21 protein-coding genes and 1 riboswitch are annotated in these 22,713 nt (G+C 62.5%); of the genes, 8 read left to right on the plus strand and 13 right to left on the minus strand.

The features are described from left to right. Positions 1-13 precede the first annotated feature (13 nt). Positions 14-1,006 carry a helix-turn-helix domain-containing protein gene (locus G5S35_RS28965; protein WP_183039617.1) on the plus strand — a complete coding sequence of 331 codons (993 nt, stop codon included), beginning with the start codon at positions 14-16 and terminating at the stop codon, positions 1,004-1,006. Between the two features lie 54 nt (positions 1,007-1,060). Here G5S35_RS28965 and G5S35_RS28970 read toward each other — a convergent pair whose 3' ends face one another. The 6 genes from G5S35_RS28970 to G5S35_RS28995 form a co-directional block, all read right to left on the minus strand. Continuing rightward, the gene (locus G5S35_RS28970) at positions 1,061-1,786 is read right to left on the minus strand and encodes a GntR family transcriptional regulator (RefSeq protein ID WP_074987744.1); all 726 of its coding nucleotides are present in this window, start codon (positions 1,784-1,786) and stop codon (positions 1,061-1,063) included. Positions 1,787-1,887: 101 nt separating this feature from the next. Continuing rightward, a complete protein-coding gene (yddG, locus tag G5S35_RS28975) occupies positions 1,888-2,844 on the minus strand; it encodes an aromatic amino acid DMT transporter YddG (RefSeq protein ID WP_110330010.1) in 957 nt (318 codons plus the stop codon). A 123-nt stretch (positions 2,845-2,967) separates the two neighbouring features. Then, positions 2,968-4,461, minus strand: coding sequence for an aldehyde dehydrogenase (locus tag G5S35_RS28980; RefSeq protein ID WP_074987746.1), 1,494 nt, complete (start codon positions 4,459-4,461; stop codon positions 2,968-2,970). Beyond that, complete coding sequence (locus tag G5S35_RS28985; protein WP_183039618.1) at positions 4,461-5,369, minus strand: dihydrodipicolinate synthase family protein; 909 nt, start codon at positions 5,367-5,369, stop codon at positions 4,461-4,463. Before G5S35_RS28985 ends, G5S35_RS28980 begins: the two co-directional genes overlap by 1 nt. 50 nt (positions 5,370-5,419) lie before the next feature. After that, positions 5,420-6,751: an MFS transporter gene (locus G5S35_RS28990; RefSeq protein ID WP_074987748.1), complete on the minus strand. Its 1,332-nt coding sequence runs from the start codon at positions 6,749-6,751 to the stop codon at positions 5,420-5,422. Positions 6,752-6,904: 153 nt separating this feature from the next. Next, positions 6,905-8,224, minus strand: coding sequence for an NAD(P)/FAD-dependent oxidoreductase (locus G5S35_RS28995; protein ID WP_176079916.1), 1,320 nt, complete (start codon positions 8,222-8,224; stop codon positions 6,905-6,907). 601 nt (positions 8,225-8,825) lie between these two features. Here G5S35_RS28995 and G5S35_RS29000 point away from each other — a divergent pair. Further along, positions 8,826-10,121, plus strand: a complete 1,296-nt coding sequence (locus tag G5S35_RS29000; RefSeq protein WP_234774658.1) for an amino acid permease — start codon at positions 8,826-8,828, stop codon at positions 10,119-10,121. 76 nt (positions 10,122-10,197) lie between these two features. Here the strand turns inward: G5S35_RS29000 and G5S35_RS29005 are convergent, their stop codons facing one another. Next, on the minus strand, positions 10,198-11,256 hold the full coding sequence (locus G5S35_RS29005; protein WP_074987750.1) for a HoxN/HupN/NixA family nickel/cobalt transporter: 1,059 nt from the start codon (positions 11,254-11,256) through the stop codon (positions 10,198-10,200). A gap of 90 nt (positions 11,257-11,346) precedes the next feature. Beyond that, positions 11,347-11,543, minus strand: a riboswitch (cobalamin riboswitch). 106 nt (positions 11,544-11,649) lie between these two features. After that, positions 11,650-12,579 (minus strand): LysR substrate-binding domain-containing protein, encoded by a 930-nt coding sequence (locus tag G5S35_RS29010; RefSeq protein WP_110330008.1) that lies wholly within the window; start codon positions 12,577-12,579, stop codon positions 11,650-11,652. A 229-nt stretch (positions 12,580-12,808) separates the two neighbouring features. Here G5S35_RS29010 and G5S35_RS29015 point away from each other — a divergent pair, with 229 nt between their 5' ends. The 5 genes from G5S35_RS29015 (at position 12,809) to G5S35_RS29035 (ending at position 16,649) form a co-directional block, all read left to right on the plus strand. Then, entirely contained in the window at positions 12,809-13,537 is a 729-nt protein-coding gene (locus G5S35_RS29015; RefSeq protein WP_074987752.1) for a sulfite exporter TauE/SafE family protein, read from the plus strand. A 179-nt stretch (positions 13,538-13,716) separates the two neighbouring features. Further along, positions 13,717-14,067: a VOC family protein gene (locus tag G5S35_RS29020; protein ID WP_183039619.1), complete on the plus strand. Its 351-nt coding sequence runs from the start codon at positions 13,717-13,719 to the stop codon at positions 14,065-14,067. A gap of 292 nt (positions 14,068-14,359) precedes the next feature. Further along, positions 14,360-15,106: an SDR family oxidoreductase gene (locus tag G5S35_RS29025; protein ID WP_110330013.1), complete on the plus strand. Its 747-nt coding sequence runs from the start codon at positions 14,360-14,362 to the stop codon at positions 15,104-15,106. Between the two features lie 141 nt (positions 15,107-15,247). After that, on the plus strand, positions 15,248-16,102 hold the full coding sequence (locus G5S35_RS29030) for a DJ-1/PfpI family protein (protein WP_183039620.1): 855 nt from the start codon (positions 15,248-15,250) through the stop codon (positions 16,100-16,102). A gap of 64 nt (positions 16,103-16,166) precedes the next feature. After that, positions 16,167-16,649: a YybH family protein gene (locus G5S35_RS29035; protein ID WP_176079919.1), complete on the plus strand. Its 483-nt coding sequence runs from the start codon at positions 16,167-16,169 to the stop codon at positions 16,647-16,649. Between the two features lie 31 nt (positions 16,650-16,680). On the opposite strand, the gene G5S35_RS29040 is transcribed toward G5S35_RS29035, so the two are convergent. The 4 genes from G5S35_RS29040 to G5S35_RS29055 all read right to left on the minus strand — a co-directional run bounded on the left by G5S35_RS29040 (position 16,681) and on the right by G5S35_RS29055 (position 19,930). Beyond that, positions 16,681-17,628 carry a GlxA family transcriptional regulator gene (locus G5S35_RS29040; protein ID WP_074987756.1) on the minus strand — a complete coding sequence of 316 codons (948 nt, stop codon included), beginning with the start codon at positions 17,626-17,628 and terminating at the stop codon, positions 16,681-16,683. A gap of 113 nt (positions 17,629-17,741) precedes the next feature. Beyond that, positions 17,742-19,100: a DUF3443 family protein gene (locus G5S35_RS29045; RefSeq protein WP_176079921.1), complete on the minus strand. Its 1,359-nt coding sequence runs from the start codon at positions 19,098-19,100 to the stop codon at positions 17,742-17,744. A 120-nt stretch (positions 19,101-19,220) separates the two neighbouring features. Then, the gene (locus tag G5S35_RS29050) at positions 19,221-19,706 is read right to left on the minus strand and encodes a DUF2844 domain-containing protein (protein WP_074987757.1); all 486 of its coding nucleotides are present in this window, start codon (positions 19,704-19,706) and stop codon (positions 19,221-19,223) included. Positions 19,707-19,762: 56 nt separating this feature from the next. After that, the gene (locus G5S35_RS29055) at positions 19,763-19,930 is read right to left on the minus strand and encodes a hypothetical protein (RefSeq protein ID WP_161495577.1); all 168 of its coding nucleotides are present in this window, start codon (positions 19,928-19,930) and stop codon (positions 19,763-19,765) included. Positions 19,931-20,130: 200 nt separating this feature from the next. Between G5S35_RS29055 and G5S35_RS29060 the strand changes: the two genes are divergently transcribed. Beyond that, complete coding sequence (locus tag G5S35_RS29060; RefSeq protein WP_110330002.1) at positions 20,131-21,135, plus strand: sensor domain-containing diguanylate cyclase; 1,005 nt, start codon at positions 20,131-20,133, stop codon at positions 21,133-21,135. A gap of 78 nt (positions 21,136-21,213) precedes the next feature. On the opposite strand, the gene G5S35_RS29065 is transcribed toward G5S35_RS29060, so the two are convergent. Continuing rightward, positions 21,214-22,377 carry a porin gene (locus tag G5S35_RS29065; RefSeq protein WP_074987759.1) on the minus strand — a complete coding sequence of 388 codons (1,164 nt, stop codon included), beginning with the start codon at positions 22,375-22,377 and terminating at the stop codon, positions 21,214-21,216. Between the last annotated feature and the right edge of the window lie 336 nt (positions 22,378-22,713).

Below are 22,713 nucleotides of genomic sequence, written 5' to 3' on the forward strand. Positions count from 1 at the left end.
GAGCCTGATGCGTATGCGCACCGATTCCCGTCTTCTCGCAGATCAGCCCGAGCGCGCCGTCCAGGCGATGCGTTCGGTCGCGTTTTGCGCCTTCACGGACGTGGATGAACAGGCCCGCATTTTCAATGGCTGGGATCTCGATTACACGCAGATTTCGCGCGGCGCGTTCAGCGGCTCGTCGTCCATTGCGTCGATAGGCGGCGTGCGCGTGCTGGTCGAGCATCTCGACAAGGTCATTCTTCAGCGCGGCTCGGTGCCCGCGGGGAGGATTGCGATTGCGGTGCCGCTCGAACTCGACGGCCATGCGCGCATGTGCGGACACGCAAGCGGTCGCGACAGCCTGCACGTATTTTCGAGCGTTGAGGAATTCGAATTCTTTTCGCCCGATCATCACGTGCTTGCGAATGTCGAAATTCATGTCGATGAAATCGACAGCGACGCGTTGCGTGTATTTGCGGGCTCGCTTGCCAAAACCGATATGGCGCCCGTCGTGCCGATGAGCGAAGCCACGGCGCAGCGTTTTCGCGACGTGCTGCGCCACGCGCTGTCGATCACCGTGACGCAGACCGGGCGCGAGCGTGCGATGGCGTTGCAGGGCGCGGTGTTGTCGCTGTTGTCGGAGGTGCTGGAACACGGCGCACGCGATCAAACGCGCAGCGTTGCGCCGCACGCGAGCCATGCCGCGCTGGTCGCGGCCACGCAGCGGTGTCTCGAAGTGGCCGAAACCTGCCCGCTGTCGATCGCGGAGTTGTGCGGCCAGCTAGGCGTGAGCCGCAGAACGATTCAGTACGCGTTTCAGCATGTGCTCGATCTGAATCCCGTGGCGTATCTGCGCGCGGTTCGGCTCAATCACGTGCGCCGCGCATTGCGCAGCGGCGATTCGGTCACGGCGGCGGCCACGAAATGGGGCTTTCTGCATCTCGGCAGTTTCGCGCAGGACTATCGCACCATGTTCGGCGAACTGCCTTCGGAGACGGTGCGCCGTTGCCGGCGTGCGAGCGTTTGAATGTCGCGAGGTTTGAATCACCCGTGGATCACGCTTGATTCAGGCGCAATTCATTCAGGCAAAACTCAGCGGCACATCCAGACCTTCCGGAATCGCATAGTCGGTCATATGACGGCGCGACAATTCCCAATGCGCTCTCACGAGTTCGCCCGCGCGTTCGGTATCGCGGCGCTCGATCGCGTCGATGATTTCATCGTGCTGATCCGCTGCCTGATGCATCTCGTGCTGCATGTTTTCAGTGGCGGGGTAGCGATAAAAGGTCTTGCCCAGACGCGCGTGATCGATCAGCAGGCGGCGCAGGCTGGGCATCAGATAGTCGTTCTGCGCCATCGTGCCGATTTCGAGGTGGAACTGGTCGTTGTAGAGCACCCGGTTTTCCACGTCGTGCGCGTCGATGGCCTGGCGGAAATGCTTCTGGATGGCGCGCAGTTTCGCGATGTCGGCGGCGGTGGCGTTGGCCGCCGCGAGTTGCGTCGTCGCGACGTAAATGAGCGGTGCGGCCAGAAAGAAACTGCGCAGCGAGTGATAGTTCATCGACGACACTCGCGCCGCGCGATTGGCTTCCAACTCGATATAGCCTTCGGCGGCCATCTGGCGCATCAGTTCGCGCACGGGCGGGCGTGAGAGGCCGAATTCCTCGCACAGCGCCAGTTCGTCCACCACGGCGCCCGGCTTCAGTTCCATGCTGACGATGCGGCGGCGCAGGGTTTCGGCTAAAACCGCCTTGCGGTCGATGGGGGCGTTGCTGTCGATCTGGAACTCGTCGGGGCTCGATTTCATGGGGATTCTCTGTCTACCTTTTGTGTACTATAAAGCGGCGGACAGAAAATCTCCAGATGACGCCCTGGGCGCGGTTTGCGCGAGGCGTGCTCCGCGGCCGGTCAAACGCGCTCCCCAATTCGCTTTTCTACGGCTTCGGCTTCGTTCGCGGCGGCCTTGCGCGCGGCCTTTCCCGGTCGGCGAGGGCGCGTGGCGATCCAGCACAGAATCGATCCCGCGCAGACCATCAAGGCGCCGTGCCAGAACGCGTCGGAGAGCGGCGCGTGCAGCAGCGTGGCGGCCAGGGCGGCGGAAATCACCGGAATGAAATACGACGCGCCCGCGAGCACCGTGGCGTTGCCATGCAGAATGCCGATGTTCCAGGCCGCGTAGCCGAAGCCCATCGCCGCCGCGGCCAGGAACAGATAGATCAGCGCGGGCGTGTCGAAGTGCATCGCGCCGCCGCCTTCTAGCGCGAATTTGAGCCACAGCACCGCCGAAACGAGCATGAAGAACGGCGTCACGCCGTTCTTGCCGTTCGCGATGCGCGCCGTCACCGTGCAATACGCGGCCCAGATCAGCGCGCCGCTGAACGCGAGGCCATAGCTCAGCGGATTGTCCTTGACGTTGCCGAGCATGCCCGCGAGGTCGATGCCCCGATCGCCGCCCAGCACCCAGCCGATGCCGAGCATCGAGAGCACGAAACCGGGCACGACGAGCAGATTGGCCTTCTGCTTGTTGAACACGATGGCCGAGACCAGCGTGAAGGTCGGCCACAGATAATTGACCATGCCGACTTCGATCGCCTGCCGGCCGTTATCGGCATAACCGATCGAGAGCGAAAGGCACAGTTCGTAGGCGACGAATAGCAGACTTCCCCAGATCAGATAATTTCGCGGAAATTGCCTGAAATTGGGGAAGCCGACCGTCAACGCGAGAAAGACGGACGCCACCGTGTACATCATGGCGGCGCCGCCGGTCGCGCCCAGACTTTCGCTGACCCCGCGAATCAGGGCGACGATCGACGCCCACAACATGATTGCGACGAGCCCGATCAGCGTGGCCGTATCCTTTTTCATACCTCGAACCTGCCTTGATAATTCATATTCCCCACGCGCGCGCCATGGCCGGCAGCGCAAATCCGGCCACGGCGCGCACGCCGAATGCACCTGACCGGTCAAGCGTCAGGCGGGTGCAGGCATTCACGCGGGCGTATCGATCCAGATCGTCTTGATCTCGGTGTATTGATCGTGCGCCCAGATGGACTTGTCCCGGCCGCCGAAACCCGACTCTTTGTAGCCGCCGAACGGTGTCGTGATGTCGCCTTCGCCGAAGCAGTTGACGGTCACGACGCCCGCGCGGATCTCGCGCGACAGGCGGATCGCGTGGTTCAGGTTGCTGGTGTAGACCGAAGCGGCGAGGCCATAGACCGAGTCGTTCGCGAGCGCGATGGCTTCGTCGAGGTCCGTGAACGTCGTGACGGCGAGCACCGGTCCGAAGATCTCTTCCTGGAACAGACGGCTCGTCGAACTCACGCCGTCGACCACGGTCGGCTCGACGAAGATGCCGCGCTCCGTGTCGCCGCCGAAGGCCACGCGCAGTTGCTCCGTCTGCGCCTGCACGAGATACGAGCGGACCTTCTCGAAGTGCGACTGGCTGACCATCGCGCCGATGCGGTGTTCGGGATCGAGCGGATCGCCCATCTTCCATTCGCGCATCTGCACGCCGATGCGTTCGAGCAGCGCGTCCTTGATGTCGGCATGCACGATCAGGCGCGAGGACGCCGAGCAGTTTTCGCCCATGTTCCAGAACGCGCCGTTGACGACGTGTTGCGCAACGGTATCGAGATCGTCGGCGTCCTTGAGCACCACGGCCGGATTTTTGCCGCCGCACTCTAACACAATCCGCTTCAGATTGGACTCGGCCGCATAGTGCAGGAAGCGCCGGCCCGTGGCGGTGGAGCCTGTGAAGCTCACCATGTCGACGTCCATGTGCAGGCCCAGCGGCTCGCCCACTTCCTGGCCGCCGCCCGGCAGCACGTTGAAAACGCCCGCCGGCACGCCCGCTTCGTGCGCGAGTTCGGCCACGCGCAGCGCCGTGAGCGTGGTTTCCTTCGCGGGCTTCACGACGATCGAGCAACCGGCGGCCAGCGACGGACCGATCTTCCACGCGAGCATCAGCAGCGGGAAATTCCACGGCAACACGAGACCGACCACGCCGATCGGCTCGCGCACGACCAACGAGAGCGCGCCCGATCCGACCGGCGCGGTGGAGTCGTAGATCTTGTCGATCAGCTCGGCGTGCCAGCGAATCGTATGAATCGTTTCGGGCACGTCGGTGTTCTGGCACTCGCGAATGGGCTTGCCGCTGTCGAGGCTTTCCATCGTCGCGAGTTCGTGCGCGTTTGCTTCGAGCAGATCGGCGAACTTCAGCAGAATCGACTTGCGTTGCGAGGGCGGCAGCTTGCGCCAGCGGCCGTCGCGATACGCCGCGCGGGCGCTGGCCACGGCGCGATCGACGTCGGCGGCGTTGCAGGCGGCGATGTGCGCGAGCACCTCGTTCGTGGCCGGGTTCGTGGTGGCGAACGTCGCGCCCGACACCGAAGGCTGGAATGCGCCGTCGATGAACGCCTCGGTCGGCAAGGTCAGCCGCGCGGCCAGCGCGGCGTATTCCTGAGCGGAAAGCAGATCGGCCATCAGCCCTGGCCTCCGGTCACGGCCGCCACTTCGCGCTTGAGCGCCGTGACGATGGTGTGCAGGCGCTGCTTCTCGTCGTCATTGAGACCCTTGAGCGGCGCGCGCACGCCGCCACTGCGCAAGCCGATGATTTCGCAGCCGTGCTTGATCGACTGCACGAACTTGCCTTCTTCGAGGAAGTCCATCAGCGGCAGCATCGCGGACATGATGCGGCGGCCCTTGTTGAAATCGTTTTCCACGGCGCACGCCTGGTACAGCGCGATGTGCTCGGCGGGCAAGAAGTTCGAACCGGCGCAGACCCAGCTGCGCGCGCCCCATGCGAAGAATTCCAGCGCCTGATCGTCCCAGCCGCACGACACGGACAGAGTCGGAAACTCGCGCGCCAGCATGTGCAGTTGACCCGTCTGGCCCGAGCTTTCCTTGATCGCAACGAAGTTCTTCGAAGCCTTCGTGACGATCTCGAAGAATTCGCGGCCCATCGAAACGCTCATGCGGCCGGGGTAGTTGTACAGCATGATCGGCAGGTCGGCGGCGCGGTCAATGGCGAGCGCGTGCTCGGCGTTTTCCTGCTCGGTCGGCAGCGCATAGGGCGGCGAGCCGACCAGAATCGCATCGGCCTTGATCGCCTTCGCGGCCTTTGCGTATTCGACCGAATCTTCCGTGCGCACGGCGCCCGTGCCGATGATCAGCGCGGTGCGCGAGCCGATCACTTCCTTCGCGAGCTTGCCGAGATCGAAGCGTTCCTGCGCGGTGTGCGCGTAGTACTCGCCCGTCGAGCCGCCGATGATGATGCCGTGCACGTCCGCGGCAATCAGCGATTCGAGCACTTCGGCAAAGGCTTTGTTGTCGATCTGTCCGGCGGCGTCGAGGGGCGTGATGGCCGGGGTGTAGATGCCTTCGAATTTCATGATGACTGTTTCCGTGAAGATTGAAATGAGGGAGCGTCGGATCGACGGGTTCAGTGATTGAGCGAAGCGGCTTCCTGCAGGCTCAGCGAACGCGTTTCAGGCGCGAGCGCAAGCGAGGCAGCAAGACCGACGAAGGACACGGCCGCGGCCGCATACATGGTGTTGCCGATGCCGATGCTGTTGAGCGCGATCGGCACGAGCCAGGTGCCGATCGCCGCGCCGATGCGCGAGAGCGATGCGCCCATGCCTACCGCGAAGGCGCGGATATCGGTCGGGAAAATTTCGTTGGGGTAGACGAGTTGCAGCACCTGAGCGCCGCCGATCAGCACCGCATAGGCGCCGAACAACACGAGAATCAGAATGGCCGAGCCGTTCGAGCACGCGCCGAGCGCGAGCAGCGCGAGCGCCGACCACAGGAAGCTGTGGATCACCATCGCGCGGCGGCCCAGCACGTTGATGACGCGCGTGGCGATGATGCAGCCGACCACGAACAGCAGCGTGATGGCGACCGAGCCGAGCGATTCCCAGCGGCCGGTCAGATTGAGCGCTTCGAGCACGCGCGGCGCGAACGAATAGACCGCGAACACGGGAATCACCGAGCAGCTCCAGAACAGCGTGACGAACAACATGCGCTTGCCGTAGCCGGAATGCAGCAGCGACCACAGCGAGATCTTCTTTTCGGCCTTTTCTTCAGGCAGATTGTTCAGCGAAAAATCGGGACCGTAGACCTTCTTGATGATCGCTTCGGCTTCGGCCTTGCGTCCCTTGCTGAGCAGCCAGCGCGGCGACTCGGGCGTGCCGATGCGCACGACGAACAGCACGATGCCGATCACGGCGGGACTCGCGAGCACCCAGCGCCACGCATCGTGCGCGCCGCTGCTCAGAATCAGATTGCCGACGATATACGCGAGCGCCGCGCCGAGGAACCAGATGATCGTCAGCAAGGCGAGACGCGGGCCGCGATATTTGCGCGGCATGAATTCGACCAGCAGCGAACCGGCCACCGGATATTCGATCCCCACGCCGATGCCGATCAGGAAGCGCAGGAAGAACAGCGCCTCGCCGGATTGCACCCAAAGCTGTGCGAGCGAGCAGACGAAGAAGATAACGGGCCCGAAAAAATAGGGCTTCTGGCGACCCAGGCGGTCGGACAGCCAGCCGCCCGCGAAGCCGCCCACGAAGATGCCAATCAGCGCCGAAGCGGCCACCATGCCTTCCCAGAAACTGGTCAGACCGAGCGCCGAGGAAAACTGCACCATCGCCACGCCGATGATGCTCAGGACATAGCCATCCATGAGCCAGCCGCCGCTCGAACGGATGGTCAGCAACTGATGGAATCCATTGAGCGGAACGTCCTCGATGGATACGTGATTGTTCGACATTGCCAGTCTCCTTCCATGAAAAGGGACGCAATGATTCGTTATACGAATCATGTCTGTCGCGTCCTGTGCTTCGTATAAGGTGCGATCGGTCTATATGCTGATTTGCCGGTTTATCGCGTTGCTTCGCGGTCGATATGCGAATCTGGATGCAAATCAGGCTTCGAGTCCTGCCTTGCGCTGTCCCCACCAGAGTGTTGCGTTCACGCCCACCGAGAGGAACGGCTCGGGCGGCGCCTTGTTGGGGCCGGACGTGTCGAGCAGGAAATTCGTCAGTTCATTGGGCTTGCCCGCGAGCCAGTCGGCGAGCAGCGTGCCCGTGACCGTGCCGCGCGTGATGCCGAGTCCGTTGCAGCACAGCGCGCCGTAGACGTTCGGCGCGAGTTGCCCGAAAAAGCCCTTGTGATTCTGCGAAAGCGCGAGCGAACCACTCCAGGTGTACTCGAAATCGACCTGCGGCAACATCGGGAAACGCCGTTCGAACGACAGGCGATGACGTTGCGCGAAGCGGTCGAGGCATTGCTCTCTGGGGCGGCCGTCGGGATTGAACGAGAAACTGTTGCGCACGAGGATGCGGTTGTCGTGCGTGCGGCGCAGCGTGCTGCCGAACGGGTCGGCGGGAATCACGCCCCAGACCGGCTTGCCGCCGAGTTCGGCCTGCTCCGCGGCGGTCAGCGGCCGCGTGAGGCTCGCGTAGAGAAACACCGGCAGCATCGTGCGCGCGAGGAAGCCGAAGCGCATGCCGAACGCGTTGTTGGCGAGCACCAGTTTGTCGGCCACGATGCGGCCGTTGCGATGCGCGAGCACGATCTTCTCGCCGTAATCGACGTCGGTGATCGCGGTGCGTTCGTAGAGCGTGACGTTGGGCGGCAGGCAATCGGCGAGACCCTTGACGAGACCCGACGGCTGCACGAGCACCGTGCCCGGCGTGAACAGCGCCTTGCGATAAAACGACGTGCCGATATGTTCGGGCAGCGCCGCGCCGTCGATCACCTGATACGGCTGACCCAGTTTGTCGAGACCTCGGCGATACGCGTCGAGCACGGCCACGCCGCGTTCTTCCACGGCCGCCTGGTATTTGCCGGACGCGGTCATATGGCAGTCGATGCCGTGCTCGTCGACCAGATCGCGCAGGATGGTCTGGCCGAGCAGGTTGAGCTTGAGCGTGGTGCGGGCGGTGTCGATGTCGCCGATGTAATCGTCCGCGCCGATGTCGTGCGGCAGGTCGATCGCGAAACCGGCATTGCGCCCCGAGGTGCCGAAGCCGACCTCCTGGGCGTCGATCAGCACGATTTCGTCGTCGGGGAAATTCAGGGCGAGCTGCCGGGCGGCGGCGAGGCCGGTGAAACCGGCGCCGATGATCGCCCAGCGAGCCTGCGATTCTCCCGTGTGGCCAGGCCTGGGCGTGCGTGCGCGACTCGTGTGATACCAGCCACACATCTTGTCGTCCGCGGGGAGCGAGGTAACCGTTTGCATTGCTAATTCCAATATCGCTTTTGAAACCCACTGCACCTTCGGGTGATCGCGCACCGGATGCATGCGCTGCCCCCTCGGGGCCGTACAGCGCGACGGCGTCTTCCAGACCATCGGTTGGATTCTGTATTCCGTCGTCCAACATTGCTGTATACAAATTGTAGACGCAGTATAGGTTTGAATAAGACTGAACCAGAATAAGGGTTTACGCGCTGAGATTACGCATCGCCGGCGAGACGGTACGCGCCTGTATCGGGCAAGGGTTTTCCCTTGGACTGAGCGGCGAAAGAGGGTGGCAAGGCAGGCCAGGCGAGGCGGCGAGCGCAAGCCGCGGGTGGGGGCGCACTGTCGCGACCGTTATAGGGACGGTCGGAACGGTTCTATATCCGGCGTTATTGGCTCGGGATCATGAAGGCGATCAAAGGCAATGGCCTGACGATGTCCCCGACAAAAACACGGAGGAGGAAGACAGATGCGACAGATTGATAGGCAAGCCGGTTTGATCGATGGCGCGCCCGCGGGTTACGCGGAACCTGGCCGCAGCGCTGGCGCGAGTTCCGGGTCGCACCGGCTCTCCGATGGGCTCAAGCAGCGGCATGTGGTGATGCTGTCGATCGGCGGCAGCATCGGCGCGGGGCTGTTCGTCGGTTCGGGCCACGCGATTGCGGAAGCGGGGCCCGCCGCCGTGCTGGCCTATGTGTTCGGCAGCCTGCTGGTCGTAACGGTGATGCGCATGCTCGGCGAGATGGCGTGTGCGATGCCCGATTCCGGCTCGTTCTCCACCTATGCCGACAAGGCGATCGGCTCGTGGGCCGGTTTCACGATCGGCTGGATGTACTGGTGGTTCTGGGTGCTCGTCGTGCCGCTCGAAGCGACGGCCGCCGCGCACATTCTGAACGGCTGGGTGCCCGACGTGCCGGTCTGGCAGATCTCGGTGCTCGTGACGGCCGCGCTCACGGTCGCGAACCTCGCGAGCGTCAAGAATTACGGCGAACTGGAGTTCTGGTTCGCGATCATCAAGGTGGCCGGCATTCTGCTGTTTATCGGCTGCGGGATTGCGGCGATCGCGGGGCTGATGCCGTCCGTCCACCTCACGCCGTGGCACACGCTGACCGGTCATGGCGGATTCATGCCGCGCGGCATGGCGCCGATCGTCGGTGCGTTGCTGACGACGATGTTCACGTTCCTCGGCACTGAAGTGGTGACGATCGCTGCGGCGGAATCGGAAAATCCCGCGCGGGAAATCGGCCGCGCGATTACCTCGGTGGTCTGGCGCATTTCGCTGTTCTATATCGGCTCGGTGCTCGTCATCATTTGCACGGTGCCCTGGAACGACGCCGATCTGACGGGTCTCGGCGCGTATCAGGCCGTGCTGCGCAGCTTCCATATTCCGTACGCGCGACTCATTACCGACGGCCTCATTCTGGTCGCGGTCGGCAGCTGCCTGAACTCAGCGCTGTATACGGCATCGCGCATGATGTATTCGCTCGGCCGGCGCGAGCAGGCGCCGCGCTTCGTCACGCGCACGACCGCGAGCGGCGTGCCGGCGCGCGCCGTGATGGCGTCGAGCCTCGTGGCGTTCGTGGCGTGCGGGGCGAATTATCTTGCGCCGAAATATGTCTTCGACGCCTTGCTCTCGACGACCGGCGCGATCGCGCTGCTGGTCTACCTCGTGATTGCCGTGAGCCAGTTGCGTCTGCGCCAGCAACTCGTGTCCGCCGGGCCGTTGAAGGTGCGGATGTGGCTGCACCCCTTCCTGGGCGTGCTGGTCGTTGCGTTGATCTGCGGCGCCTTCGTGGTGATGGTGCTCAGCGAAGATCACCGCGGCGAAGTGATCGCCACGTTGGGGTGTTGCGTGGCGCTCGCGGCGGTGGGTTATCTGCGTCAGCGGCGCGCTTGAACCACGACGTCCTCGCCCGTTTGCGTGCGCGGGCGAGGGCGTCGAATGCGTCTTGCGATGTCGCGTGATTGCGCGTTCAACGATCGGATTGCAGCGCCGGCAGTTCGTCGTAGCGTTTCAGGCGGTAAATGAGGAACGAAATCACCCACGCAAAAATAAACACGCCGATGATGACGAAGCCGAGGTTGTTGAAATTGTCGTTGAGGCTGCCGATTACGTTCCAGAAGCCGCCCTTGAGGTCGAAGTGATCGGCGAGCAGACCGAGTGTTTCGATACCGCCGATGAGCACCGCGACCGCGACGGAAACGAGCGTGATCGTGAGGTTGTAATAGAGCTTGCGGATGGGGCGCACGAAGGCCCAGTCGTAGGCGCCGAGCATCAGGATGCCGTCGGTCGTATCGACGAGCGACATGCCCGCCGCGAACAGCACCGGAAACACGAGCACCACGCCCATCGACACGCCTTGCGCCGCCTGGCTCGCGGAAATGCCCAGCAGGCTCACTTCGGTCGCGGTGTCGAAACCGAGCCCGAACAGAAAGCCGAGCGGCAGCATCCACAGCGGTCGAGACACGAGGCGAAACAGCGGGCGGAACAGGCGCGAAAGCAGGCCGCGGCTGTTCAACAGCAGATCGAGGTCGTCGTTGTCGTAGCGCTCGCCGCGCCGGACCTTGCCGAACGCGCGCCACACGCCGCGCAGAATGACGATGTTCATCGCGGCGATCAGAAACAGAAACAGCGCGGAGACGCTCGTCGAAATGACCCCGCCGATATCCTTCCACGCCTCGAAGCGGCTTTCGAGCGCCGCCGCCGTCGCCGCGACGGCAATCGCCACGAGCAGCACCACGGCCGAGTGACCGAGCGCGAAAAAGAAACCTACGGAAACCGGACGCCGGCCGTCCTGCATCAGCTTGCGGGTGACGTTGTCGATGGCGGCGATATGGTCGGCGTCGACGGCATGACGCAAGCCGAAACCATAGGCGAGCAGGCCGGTGCCGAGCAGCAGCGGCTGCGCGTGAAAGGCGATGAACGCCCAGATCCACGCGCCGATATTGAAGACCGCGAGCACGGCGTAAATGCCGGCGACGCGACGGCGAAGGGTTCCCGGCGCAGCGGCCGGTTCGAGAGCGATGGACATGTGACAGATCCTGAGGTCGGGGCTGTCCTGCAACGAAGCACCGCGCGAAGCGGTGGTTTGCGCATTGGGACACCCCGCCCGTTGCGGCTGCATGGACCTCGGTCGATGGCAGGTCTCCTGGCTTGCGGGTCACGGTTCTCATGCCCGCCTTCCCGGTTTCCCAGTGGCGCCGAATGGCACGAACTCGCCGCTTACAGTTGCGGGGGCAGCCGCAGACTCGACGCAATGCGTCGTCACTGCGTTCCCTTTTGATCCCGTCGCCGGGAACCATCAGCCCGCAAGCGTAATGGGCGGACGGCCCAGACGTCAATTGCACACGAGAAAAAAGCCTGGATTCGATGGCGAGGTATTCGATGGCGTGCGCTTGCGCTTGCGGTTGCCATTGCCGGTACGTCAGGCTTCGCGCCCGGCCCTGTCGATCATCCATTGCCCGAAGGCCACGACGGCTTCGTCGCGCGCGCGATCGGCGTTCATTACCAGCGTGTAGTCGGGTGCGCGCCATCCCGGCGCGGCAATCGGGCAGACGAGCCGCCCGGCGGCGATGTCCCGAGCAATCAGCGGCAGCGACGCGAGCGCGACGCCCAGGCCTTCTACCGCGCTCGCCAGCTGGAGATAGGTGTGGTCGAGTTCGATTTCACGGTGCGGCTGTAGATCAGCGGCGCCCGCCTCGCGCAGCCAGCTCGCCCATGCGGACCGCGTGGTGCTCGAATGCAGCAACGTGTGGTGGCGCAGGTCCGCCGCTTCCCGAATCGGATGCCGATGCAGAAGCGCCGGGCTGCACGCGGGTAGCCGCACGTCGGCCATCAGCGCACGGGAGATCACACCGTCGCCGGTTTCCGGCCCCGCGCGCACGCCGATATCGAACGCGTGGCCGATGTAGCGCAATTTGCGCGAGGTCGTCGACAGCCGCAGATCGATCTCGGGATAGCGGCTGCGGAAATCTTCCAGACGCGGCAGCAGCCATCCCAGTGCGAAACTGGGCTGCACATTCACGCGCACGATGCCCGACACGCGAACCGGCACATCATGGCGGCGCAAGCGGCTTGCCGCCGTGGCGAGCCGCTCGAATGTGCTGCTCACGTCGCCGAGCAGCGCGGCGCCTTCGTCGGTCAGGACCACGCCGCGCGCACGCCGCTCGAACAGCGGCACGCCGAACCAGTCCTCCAGCAGACGGATCTGCTTGCCGACCGCCCAGTGCGTGACGTGCAGGCTCGCCGCCGCCGCGGTCAGGCTGCCGTGCTGCGCGACCGCCTCGAAATAGCGGAGCGCATTGAGTGGCGGAAGCTTTTCGCCGCTTCCTGACGTGTTTCTGGTTCGCGTCATGATGTGACTTTAATTCTCATCTGCGGCGATATTAACTCATTTGATATAAGCTGCCGCCGAACCTACGATTGTCACAATTGTGGCGATCCAGTCCGCGAATTCCCGGTTATTTCTGTCAGCATTCATGCATCGAGGGGCACATGCGCTTCAACTTGTTTTCCGTGTCAGCAGCATTGTCGTCGTCATACCGGACGGATGCCGGCATGCGCTTGCGTGAATGGCGTCAGCCATGACGGGGTATCTGCTGGTTCTGGTCGTCGGCGTGATGGCGGGAACGCTCAGCGGCGTCATCGGCACCGGTTCGTCGATGATGCTGATGCCGCTGCTCGTCTTCTTTTTCGGGCCGCAACAAGCCGTGCCGATCATGGCGATCGGCGCCGTCTTGGGCAACCTCGGCAGGGTCTGCGCCTGGCGAAGCGAGATCGACTGGAAGGCGTTCGGCGCGTATTGCTCGACGGCCGTGCCAGGCGCGGCGCTGGGTGTGCATACGCTGCTGGCGCTGCCCGCGCATTTCGTCGACGTCGCGCTCGGCGTGTTCTTTATCGCCATGATCCCCACGCGTCGCTGGCTCGCGCATCGCGCGGTGAAGATCAAGCTCTGGCAACTGGCGCTGATCGGCGGTCCGGTGGGGTTTCTCACGGGCATCGTCGTCTCGACCGGTCCGATCACCGTGCCGGTGTTCACGTCCTACGGCCTTGAACGCGGAGCGTTTCTTGCCACGGAAGCCGCCGGATCGCTGGCCGTTTACGCGACCAAGATCGTGGCGTTCAAGACGTTCGGCGCGCTGCCGCTGAGCGTGTGGAGCAAAGGGCTGATCGTTGGCGCGGCGTTGATGTCGGGATCGTTCTTCGCGAGAAGCCTGGTCATCCGCATGAAACCGTCGACGTTCCGGTGGCTTGTCGACGGCTTGATGCTGGCGTCCGGCAGTTCGCTGTTGTGGGCGGCGGCGATGCGGTAGCGGGGATAACGTGCGCCGCGGGTTGTGTTATCTGCCCCCGCGTGGCTCGACTCAACGCGATAACTGGACGGGCTTTCACCGCGATCTTCGGCGGCTGCATCGTCTACGCGCGTTCGTCGATCTCGCGGTTCAGCATCTTGTCGATTAAATTCTCGTTTGACGATGGAAGGATAGCGCGCATGAACTCGCCAATCTGTGCAGTGCTTGTGTACGTGCCGGATGTGCCCGCAGCATTGGACTGGTATCAGTCCGCGTTTCGAGGCGCTGTGCGTCGCTCGCTTGAAGCGTTCAATCTGACTTACCTCGAATTCAATGGCGTCAGACTCGAAATCGTTCCTGCCGATGCGAAACTCTCGGCGGGATCGGCGGGTACGGTTGTCTACTGGAGCGTCGATGACTTCGACGAAGCGTTACGGCATTTCCTGCGCGTCGGCGCCACGCTTTATCGAGGGCCCGCACATGTGGAAGACGGCAAGCAGATGTGCATGCTGCGCGACCCCTGGGACAATTGCATCGGCCTATACGGCTAGGTCGAACTCCCCGTTCAACTTGAACCGCTAGCAAAAGCCGTCACCGCCTCGCGGCTTTTCAAACACACCTTGTTTCACGAACGGGAATCCCGCGCAAGCGTCCTGCCCATGACTGCCGAGCCGATATTCAGGTTGACGGCATGCGTGACGTTTTTTGAGGGTTATACGACCTTTGAGTCAATCCGCCTCGGTTCCATAATTTGCGCAGACACCACGCCGGCACACGAGCACCAACGCGATGACGTTCAGTGCTTTCGGCGTGGTCAAACTCGAGCAAAGAAAGGAACTGAACATGAGGCTCAAAAACAAGTCAGCGTTGATTACGGGCGGCACCAGCGGCATTGGTCTCGCGACCGCGAAGCTTTTTATTGCAGAAGGCGCGCGCGTAGCGGTGACAGGCCGCGACGAGACCGTATTCGATCGCGTGAAGGCCGAGCTTGGCGAGCATGCGCTGGTGCTCAAAGGCGATGTGCGGTCGATCGACGACATGCGGGCGATTGCCGCCGAGATGAAAGCGCAGTTCGGCGGCCTGGATATCGTGTTTGCCAACGCTGGTTGGGCGTTCCCTTCCGCGCTCAACGATATCGACGAAAAGCTTTACAGCGAGATCATGGATATCAACGTGAAGGGCGTGGTGTTAACGCTTCAAGCGGTGCTGCCGGATTTACGTGAAGGATCGTCAGTCATCCTGAACACATCGTTCGTCGCGCAGACCGGTAAGCACGGTATTTCGTTGACCGCCGCGGCGAAAGCGGCGGTACGATCGCTCGCCCGTAGCTGGTCTTATGAGTTCCTCGACCGGAAAATCCGTTTCAACGCCATCGCGCCCGGTGCGATCGACACGCCGTTGATCAGCCGATGGGGCATGTCCGAGGAATGGGTTCGCGACCGCAAAGCGGAGTTTGCCGAAGCCATTCCCGCAGGCCACCTGGGTCGCGCGGAGGACATTGCCTACGCTGCGCTCTATCTCGCCAGCGACGAATCGGCCTATGTCATTGGCACCGAATTGATTGTCGACGGCGGCGCTTCGCAGCTTTAAGTCCGCCCCTCGCGATTAAAGTGCTTCCGGCTCGCCTATACCTCGATCCCACGTCCACCACGCTTTCACGGTGTGGTGGCTTTCAATCCGGCCCAACCAGGTTGTGCACACGGATGGGCCGACGCGCAAGGAGAAATCATCTTGACCGACAGTAGTGAAAACAAGGCCGCGGACAAATCGCTGAGCGGGGCAGGTCGTTCGCGCCGCGACATGCTGAAGTTCGGCAGCATCGCCACGCTGGGCGCCGTGCTCGGTGGAGGCGCGTTGCTCGGCCACGCGACGCCTGTTTCTGCGCAGGCAGCCGGCAAGGCCGAACTCGCGCCCAGTGATCCGCTCAACATTTTGATTGTCAATTACGACGGCGGCACGCTGCTCGATTTTGCCGGGCCTAGCGAGATTTTTCATCGTCTGCCGAATACGAACGTTCGCTACGCGAGTCTGAATGGCGGCAACGTGACGCTCGAATTCGGCGTCGTGTATGGCAACACGGAACGACTGGCCGATATCGACAAGACCGATCTGATTCTGGTTCCCGGCGGCTCCAATTTAAGCGCGCCGATGCAGCCGGAGTATCAGGCGCAGATCCGGCGTCTGGCGGAAAGCGCCAAACACGTGACGTCGGTGTGCAACGGGTCGCTGGTGCTTGCCGCCACCGGCATTCTCAATGGCAAGCGAAGCGCCTGCCATTGGGCTTTCGTCAACAAGCTCTCCGAGTATGGCGCGATTCCCGTGCCGGATCGTTTCGTGGAAGACGATAACGGCCGCTTCATGAGCGGCGGCGGCGTAACGGCAGGTATCGATTTCGCGCTTCGCGTCGCGGCGAAACTGCGCGGTCAGCAAGCTGCCGAATTCACGCAGCTCGTGATCGAATACGATCCCGCGCCGCCGTTCCATTCGGGGCATCCGCGAGATGCACGGCCCGAAATTGTCGCGATGGTGGACAAACAACTGCCCGGTGCGTCCCGTGGACTCGCCCGTATTCCGGGCGTTCGCTGAAATGCGCGGCCTCGTTCGCACACACGCAACGCCTTCGATTCCCACTCCGATTGGACATTCTTCAATGCAACAGATTCGTCGATACGCTGCCGCCGTTGCAGCCTGCTTGACCTTGTGCGCGTTTGCCGCGCCGGCAATGGCTGCCGGCCCGCAGCCGCAAACCGAAGCCGCCATCAAAGCCGAGAACGCGCGATGGGCCGATGCCTTCGCACGCGGCGATTATGAGGCGATAGGTCATCTTTATACGCATGAGGGCGCGCTCTTGCCGCCTGGCGGCGACAGAGTGACGGGCGGCGATGCAATTACCGCGTACTTCGTGAAAGCGTATGCTGCGAAAAAACCGGGCGCCGTATCGTTCAGCCATTACGAGTTCTACGGCAATGAGCAGGCGGTAACGGAAGTTTCGGATGCGGAAGTCCGCGACCATGACGGCGAGCTTACCTATCGCGGCAAGCAGATTCTCATTTTCCTGAAGGAAAACGGTGCGTGGAAATTGCAGCGCGACATGTGGAATGATTACGCCGCGCAGCCATCGAATGGAAATTGAGCGTCTGCTGATTTAAAAGTATGACGCCATATCAGCGCGTGCTGTTCATTCGGCTCTCGCGCCGGATCGCCTGCGGCGGGTGGCCATGCAGTTTGATGAAAGCCCTCCGCATCCGCTCCGGATCGGTGAATCCCACGGCCAGCGCAATTTGCTCGATCGGTTCGCTGCCATCTTGAAGGCGCAATCGCGCCGCTTCGACACGCAAACGTTCGACCGCTTTCGCAGGCGTTTCTCCGGTTTCGCGGCGAAATGCGCGTCCAAATTGCCGTGGACTTAAATTGGCGGCATCGGCGAGTCGCTCCACAGGCAGCGCTTCCGCCAGATGTTCGCGTGCGAAGTTCAGCGCAATGCGGATGCGATCCGATTCCGGCTCCATCTGCGACATGGCGGAGAATTGCGATTGGCCGCCCGGTCGACGATACGGCACGACCAGCAGCCTGGACACCGCACGCGCGACGTCCGCGCCCATGTCGCGCTCGATCAGTCCGAGCGCCAGGTCGATTCCGGAGGCAATGCCCGCCGATGTCCAGACGTGGCCGTCCACGATATAGATGCTGTCGCCTTCGACGCGCGTGCGAGGGAAGCGCGATTGCAGCAACGCGGAATATCGCCAGTGCGTCGTGGCTTTTAAACCATCCAGCAAGCCGGTTTCCGCAAGCAGAAAGGCGCCGGTGCAGACGCTCGCGACTCGCGACGCCTTCGCGCCCAATTTCTTCGCCGCTGCGATATTTTCCGGTAACTGCATGGGCTCGATATCGCCGCCGACGAAAACGACGGTGTCGAACCTGCGCCTGCCGACAGGGCGCGTCTCGATGGCAAGACCCGTATTGCCGCGAACCGGGCCGCCCGACTGTGAGATGACTTGCAGATCGTACGGCGTATGGCCCGCGGCGGCGGCCACCTGATTGAATGCCGATAGCGGGCCGCCGAGATCGAGCGCGTCGTGGCCGCTGCAAACAAAGAATCCAATGCGATGCATGGTGCAGTCGTCAGCCGGATAGGAGGGGAAGTCTTATTTTACTGAAATCCCTCGAATTGCGCCTGACGGCTGCCGGACCGGAATAGCGCAACCGGTCCGGCTCAAGCCGAGCGTTAGAGGCCGTTCGATGCGAAGGCCGCGTACGCGTCGCCCGCACCGGACGAGCTCTCGTTTTTGATCACCACATAGCGGCCATAGAAGAACGGCATGCCGAAATCCATGCCGCTATCGACCAGTCCGTACACGGCGATATCGTCGAACGCATAGACGCCGCTGGTGCTCAGCAGCGACACGACGTTGCCGACCTTGAACGAGCCGGTATACGAGCCGCTGGAATCGCTTGCGCCGCTGTTCGGCGTGAACGTCACGGACTCGGTCTGGACCGACGAGGGGCAATAGTAGTCGCTATTGGAACCCGTGCAGCGCGTCAGTGTGCTGTCCTGGAAGTACAGGAAGTTCGTGCCCGAATCGATGAAGCTGCTCTGGTTGGCGGTGCCGCCATACGTCGCCTTGAATTCGAAGCTCGTGTCGAGCGGAATGCGATCGGCCGAGTCCAGCGTGTTGTTCGTCTGCGTGCCGACGCCGAAGTAAAGCGTACCGGTCGCGAGCGCCTGACCGCTATCCGACACGCTCGGCATCGAGAGGACGATGCCGTTGTTGTCGCTGCTCAGCATGCTGACCGGGTTCGTCACCTGCTGGCTCAGCGGCACGGCGCTCGACGTCGAGCAGCTCGAACCGGTTGCACACGCGTAGTACAGCGGATAGGCACTGGTGGCGCAGGTCGAGCCGCAATCGCGGATCTGCCCCTGCACGCCCAGAATGCCGTTCGCGCCCATCCCGGTGGTCGAACCCATGTCCGAGCCGGTGCCGGTGCACGCGGACGGCGCCGAACCGGCATCGGAATCGCCGATCACCTCGACCGGCACGCTCGAAGCGGTTTTGCTTCCCATCGTCACATCGGCGAGACGCAGCGAGCCCCACGTATAGCCGCTGACGAACTGGCCGCATTCGTCGATGTAATTACCCGACGACGCCAGTTGCTCGCGCGTCATGCCAGCGAGCGTCGTGGCGCTCAGCGACGAAGCCAGCACGCGCAGACCGGTCGATCCGGTATCCAGCAGGACGTGATCGATCGTGTCGCAAGTGGTGGTGCCGGGCGCGCAAACGGTCACCGTGACGAACGGTTGGTTCGGATAGGAGCCGAGGCTTTTCTGCACGATGACGGTCAGCGTGTTGCTGCTGCTCGACGAACTGGTGTTGTTCGACGAATTCGCAGAACCGGTCGTCGTCGATGTGCTGTCGCTCGACGAACCGCCGCCGCCGCACGCCGCCAGCGCGAGCAGCAGGGCGTACGCAGCGACCTGGGTGACCGGGCGGCGCGGCAACAACCGGAACGTGCGCGATACGTGGCCGGCGGAGAAGCGATGCGCGAGCAGCGCGAGACCGCAGGCGAGCACCGCGAGAGAAGACATTGTCGTCATGACTGGACAGTGGCGAGAAAAACGAGTGCGAAAGAAAGCGTAAGGGAGTGCAAGAGAGCCCATCGGCGCCGCGCGGCTTCGCATGAAGCCCGCGCGGAAGCGAGGCGGGCGTTACTGGATCACCGACGTGCTGACGCCGGTCGGCAGCAGCGACGGCAGCCAGGCCCGGCCGCGGAAGTGTCGTTGATGGCCTTGCACCTGCACGACGAAATCATCGGTGCTGATATTCACGCCACCGCTGCGCGTGCGGTCGGTCTGATTCTGCAGCGCGCTCACGTATTCGGAGAAGATCGTGCTGCCCATGAAGCTGCGCAGATCGGGCATGAAGGGACCGTCCCACGCCAGGGCGAACACGGTGCCGTCGACGTTCAGGTATTCGCGTTCGGTGATGCCGTTTGTGAGCGTCGATTCGCGCACGGTATAGGCGGTCGACGTGCTCGTTGCCGACGTGCTGCTCGTCGCCTTCAACGACACGGCGCTCGACGCCTGGGCGCTGGTCGCGGGCAGTGTCGGCGGCCCGCCGAGTTCGGCATGCGCACCGATGCAGCACGCGCTGCCCGCGACGAGTACGAGAGCATGGACAGCGGAGCGCGCCATGGCAGAGGCGCGGGCAGGAATGACGGCGGAGACATCCGCCACACGACGCAAGCTATTCACGAAGCAATCTCCTGCGTCTGTGCGAGGCAGCCGGCGGTGCCTGTCTGAAACGGCATTGCTTCGTCATTCGGGTATTGGCCGCGCAGAGAATCCGTGGCGTTTTCCATTCTTCGTTGTTCCTCTTGATCTGCAAGGTCGGTGTCGCGTGCAAGCTGATCCCACACGACGTGTCTGCAATGTTAACGGACATGCTGCAAGGAACTTGAGTCTTCGCGATGGCGTGCCGTGCGGTCGTTCATCGTGATGGGCGGTCTCGCAGATGTCGCTCTCGTGACACCTGGAAAGCCGCGAAAAAAGCTGATACCGTCGAATGCATGCCATCCCGGCAAGCGGGTTATGTCATCTGCATACATGAGTGTCAGCCATGGATGAATTGCTTGAACGTCTTTCGCAAAAGGTGGCCGCCGCACAGAGCCTGGAAGGTTTGGTGCGCCCGCTGCTCGAAATGCTGGGGACAATGACCGGACTCGAATCGACGTATCTGACGTCGATCGATTTCAGCCGCGAAGTGCAGACCGTGCTTTATTCGCGCAATGAAGGACGCACGCAGGTGCTCGAAGGCTTGCAGGTCCAATGGTTCGACACTTTGTGCAAACGCAGTCTGGAAAGCGGGCAGCGTGTTGTCAGCAACGTCAAGGAAATCTGGGGCGATTCGCGCGCGGCCGCCGAGCTGGATATCCGGACTTATGCGAGTGCGCCGGTCTGCGCCGAAAGCGGCGCCGTGATCGGCACGCTATGCGGTATTAGCCGGGAAAGTCTGGAAATCAATTCGCGTGCGCGTAGCGCGTTGAATGTGTTTGCGAAACTGATTTCGGAACATATCGAGCGCGAGCGATTGATCGAACAATTGACGCTTGCTAACGAGCATCTCTCTCAGCGCGCGCTTACCGACGATGCGACGGCGTTGCCGAATCGGCGCGCATTGCAGGAAGCGCTTGGGCGTTTGCTGGCGAATTCGTCGACGGATGGTTCATATGTGGCGCTGTGCATCGTCGACCTGGAGGGCTTTTACGCGCTGAATGACCGGCATGGCTATGCAGTCGGCGAACAGCTTCTGCGCACCAGCGGCGAACGGATGCTGGCGGCGAGTTCAGACGACGGTCAGCTTGCGCATATTGGCGCCGGACGTTTTGCGTTTGCGGGCGCATTGCCGTCCGATTTTGCACAGGCTTCCGTACAAGCCGAGGCGATTGCGCAGCGCTTGTCCGAGGCGGCGGCCGGCGACTATGTTTTGGCGAACGTGAGAATGCATTATCAGAATGCATTGGCGGGCGGCGTCGCGGTTCGCTTCGTGACGGTCGCGCAGGCGCTCGATCAGGCCGATCAGTTGATGCTGCGGCTCAAGCGGAATCGCGGCGGGGAAAGGTAGGGCGCATCGGATGTGCAAGATGCGCCTGCCTTGCCTGCGCGACTTCGACAGGCAAGGCAGGCGTAACGCGACCTTACATCAGAACTTATGGCGAATGCCGACGATCACCATCGACTGACTATCGGTGCCGCTGCGGCCGTATGAACCGATCGACGCCACTGCCGTCTGCAGCGTGCCGTCGGCTTTGCGTTGCGTGCCGCTTGCATGTTGATAGCCGGCAAGCGCATACACGTCGGTGCGCTTCGACAGGTTGTAGTCCGCGCCGAGACTGATTTCGTTGTAGGTCGCAGACGTATCGCCACCCGCCTTCACGAATTCATAGCCAACACCCGCGAGCAGCGCCGGCGTAAAGTGATAAGCGAGAAACGCTTTGCCGATGTTGTAGTGCTGCGTGCCCGAGAAATTGGAAGCCGCGTCGCTCTGATATTGCACGTTGCTGTACGACGCGCCGATCAGCAGCGAACCCAGCGCATATTGGGCCGCCGCCGACGCGACGCCCATTGCCTTCGCCGACTGATATCCCTGATTGATCGGGCTGACGAACAGCGAATCGCCGCTGCTGGTCCAGGACGTGCGCGTGGCACCCGACGACGGTTCGTTGGTCAACCGCATGTACATGGCCGCCAGATTCACCGGGCCATTCGCGTACGACACGCCGCCCGAATAGGTGTAGCCCTGACCTGTCTGGCCCGCGAGGCCGCTGAAACCGTAGACCAGTTCGACCTGCACGCCTCGCCAGTTCGGGCTGAGGTATTTGATCGAATTGTTGACGCGCATGTCGTTGTCGTTGTTGTCGAGATCGCCCGGCGTTGTAAACATCGTGCTGAAGTAATTGTCGCCGGTGATTGCCTGAATCATGTCGACAGACGCTTCGTATTGACGACCCGCCGTGAGCGTGCCCCAGTCCGCGCTGCTCAGGCCCACGTACGCGCGTCGGCCGAACAGACGCGATCCCTGACCGGCCGCGCCGGTATTCATGTTGAAGCCGCTCTCGAGCTGGAACACGGTTTTCAGACCGCCGCCGAGATCCTCCGAACCTTTCAGCCCCCAACGGCTGCCGCTCAGATTGCCGCTCGACATCGCCACGGCATTCTTGCTGCCGCTGGCGTGGTTGATGTACGCGATACCCGTATCGGCGACGCCATAGAGCGTCACGCTGTTCTGCGCATGAGCGAAACTTGCGCCAGCGAGAAGCGCGACGGAGAAACCAGCGCCAAACGTGTTGCGGGTGGACTTATTCATTTGCGAGCTCCAGGTGGTAGCGTGTGTTTAAAATTTCGTAGTCCGGATTGATCGGAAATCAGCGAGCGGAAAAGCGTTGCGGACGATCGGCATTTCCGCGCTGGGGCGGTTCAATTCAGGCGTTCAATTGGAGCACGCGAAAACCGGGGCTTTGTTCTGTATAAAATGCGCAGAAACGCGATAAATGTGATTTCGTGCCGCGATACGGCATAGGCTGCCGTTTTCGCCATAAAGGGGCGGCCTGCACAGTCGTGAATGGACTTGCGGACGGCATGCACTTTCCCGGTGATCGCCGCGAACATGACAAAAGAAAAATCCCCAGCAGTTGGCCCGCTG

Origin of the sequence: Paraburkholderia tropica, from assembly GCF_014171495.1 — a bacterium.
Classification (GTDB): Bacteria; Pseudomonadota; Gammaproteobacteria; order Burkholderiales; family Burkholderiaceae; genus Paraburkholderia; species Paraburkholderia tropica.

Coding starts and splice junctions, on each gene's coding strand:
- G5S35_RS29035 (WP_176079919.1), top strand. CDS start 16,167: ATGCAACAGATTCGTCGATACGCTGCCGCCGTTGCAGCCTGCTTGACC.
- G5S35_RS29065 (WP_074987759.1), bottom strand. CDS start 22,377: ATGAATAAGTCCACCCGCAACACGTTTGGCGCTGGTTTCTCCGTCGCG.
- G5S35_RS29050 (WP_074987757.1), bottom strand. CDS start 19,706: ATGGCGCGCTCCGCTGTCCATGCTCTCGTACTCGTCGCGGGCAGCGCG.
- G5S35_RS29045 (WP_176079921.1), bottom strand. CDS start 19,100: ATGTCTTCTCTCGCGGTGCTCGCCTGCGGTCTCGCGCTGCTCGCGCAT.
- G5S35_RS29060 (WP_110330002.1), top strand. CDS start 20,131: ATGGATGAATTGCTTGAACGTCTTTCGCAAAAGGTGGCCGCCGCACAG.
- G5S35_RS28970 (WP_074987744.1), bottom strand. CDS start 1,786: ATGAAATCGAGCCCCGACGAGTTCCAGATCGACAGCAACGCCCCCATC.
- G5S35_RS28980 (WP_074987746.1), bottom strand. CDS start 4,461: ATGGCCGATCTGCTTTCCGCTCAGGAATACGCCGCGCTGGCCGCGCGG.
- G5S35_RS28985 (WP_183039618.1), bottom strand. CDS start 5,369: ATGAAATTCGAAGGCATCTACACCCCGGCCATCACGCCCCTCGACGCC.
- G5S35_RS28995 (WP_176079916.1), bottom strand. CDS start 8,224: ATGCAAACGGTTACCTCGCTCCCCGCGGACGACAAGATGTGTGGCTGG.
- G5S35_RS28990 (WP_074987748.1), bottom strand. CDS start 6,751: ATGTCGAACAATCACGTATCCATCGAGGACGTTCCGCTCAATGGATTC.
- G5S35_RS29025 (WP_110330013.1), top strand. CDS start 14,360: ATGAGGCTCAAAAACAAGTCAGCGTTGATTACGGGCGGCACCAGCGGC.
- yddG (WP_110330010.1), bottom strand. CDS start 2,844: ATGAAAAAGGATACGGCCACGCTGATCGGGCTCGTCGCAATCATGTTG.
- G5S35_RS28965 (WP_183039617.1), top strand. CDS start 14: ATGCGCACCGATTCCCGTCTTCTCGCAGATCAGCCCGAGCGCGCCGTC.
- G5S35_RS29000 (WP_234774658.1), top strand. CDS start 8,826: ATGCTGTCGATCGGCGGCAGCATCGGCGCGGGGCTGTTCGTCGGTTCG.
- G5S35_RS29010 (WP_110330008.1), bottom strand. CDS start 12,579: ATGACGCGAACCAGAAACACGTCAGGAAGCGGCGAAAAGCTTCCGCCA.
- G5S35_RS29015 (WP_074987752.1), top strand. CDS start 12,809: ATGACGGGGTATCTGCTGGTTCTGGTCGTCGGCGTGATGGCGGGAACG.
- G5S35_RS29040 (WP_074987756.1), bottom strand. CDS start 17,628: ATGCATCGCATTGGATTCTTTGTTTGCAGCGGCCACGACGCGCTCGAT.
- G5S35_RS29005 (WP_074987750.1), bottom strand. CDS start 11,256: ATGTCCATCGCTCTCGAACCGGCCGCTGCGCCGGGAACCCTTCGCCGT.
- G5S35_RS29020 (WP_183039619.1), top strand. CDS start 13,717: ATGAACTCGCCAATCTGTGCAGTGCTTGTGTACGTGCCGGATGTGCCC.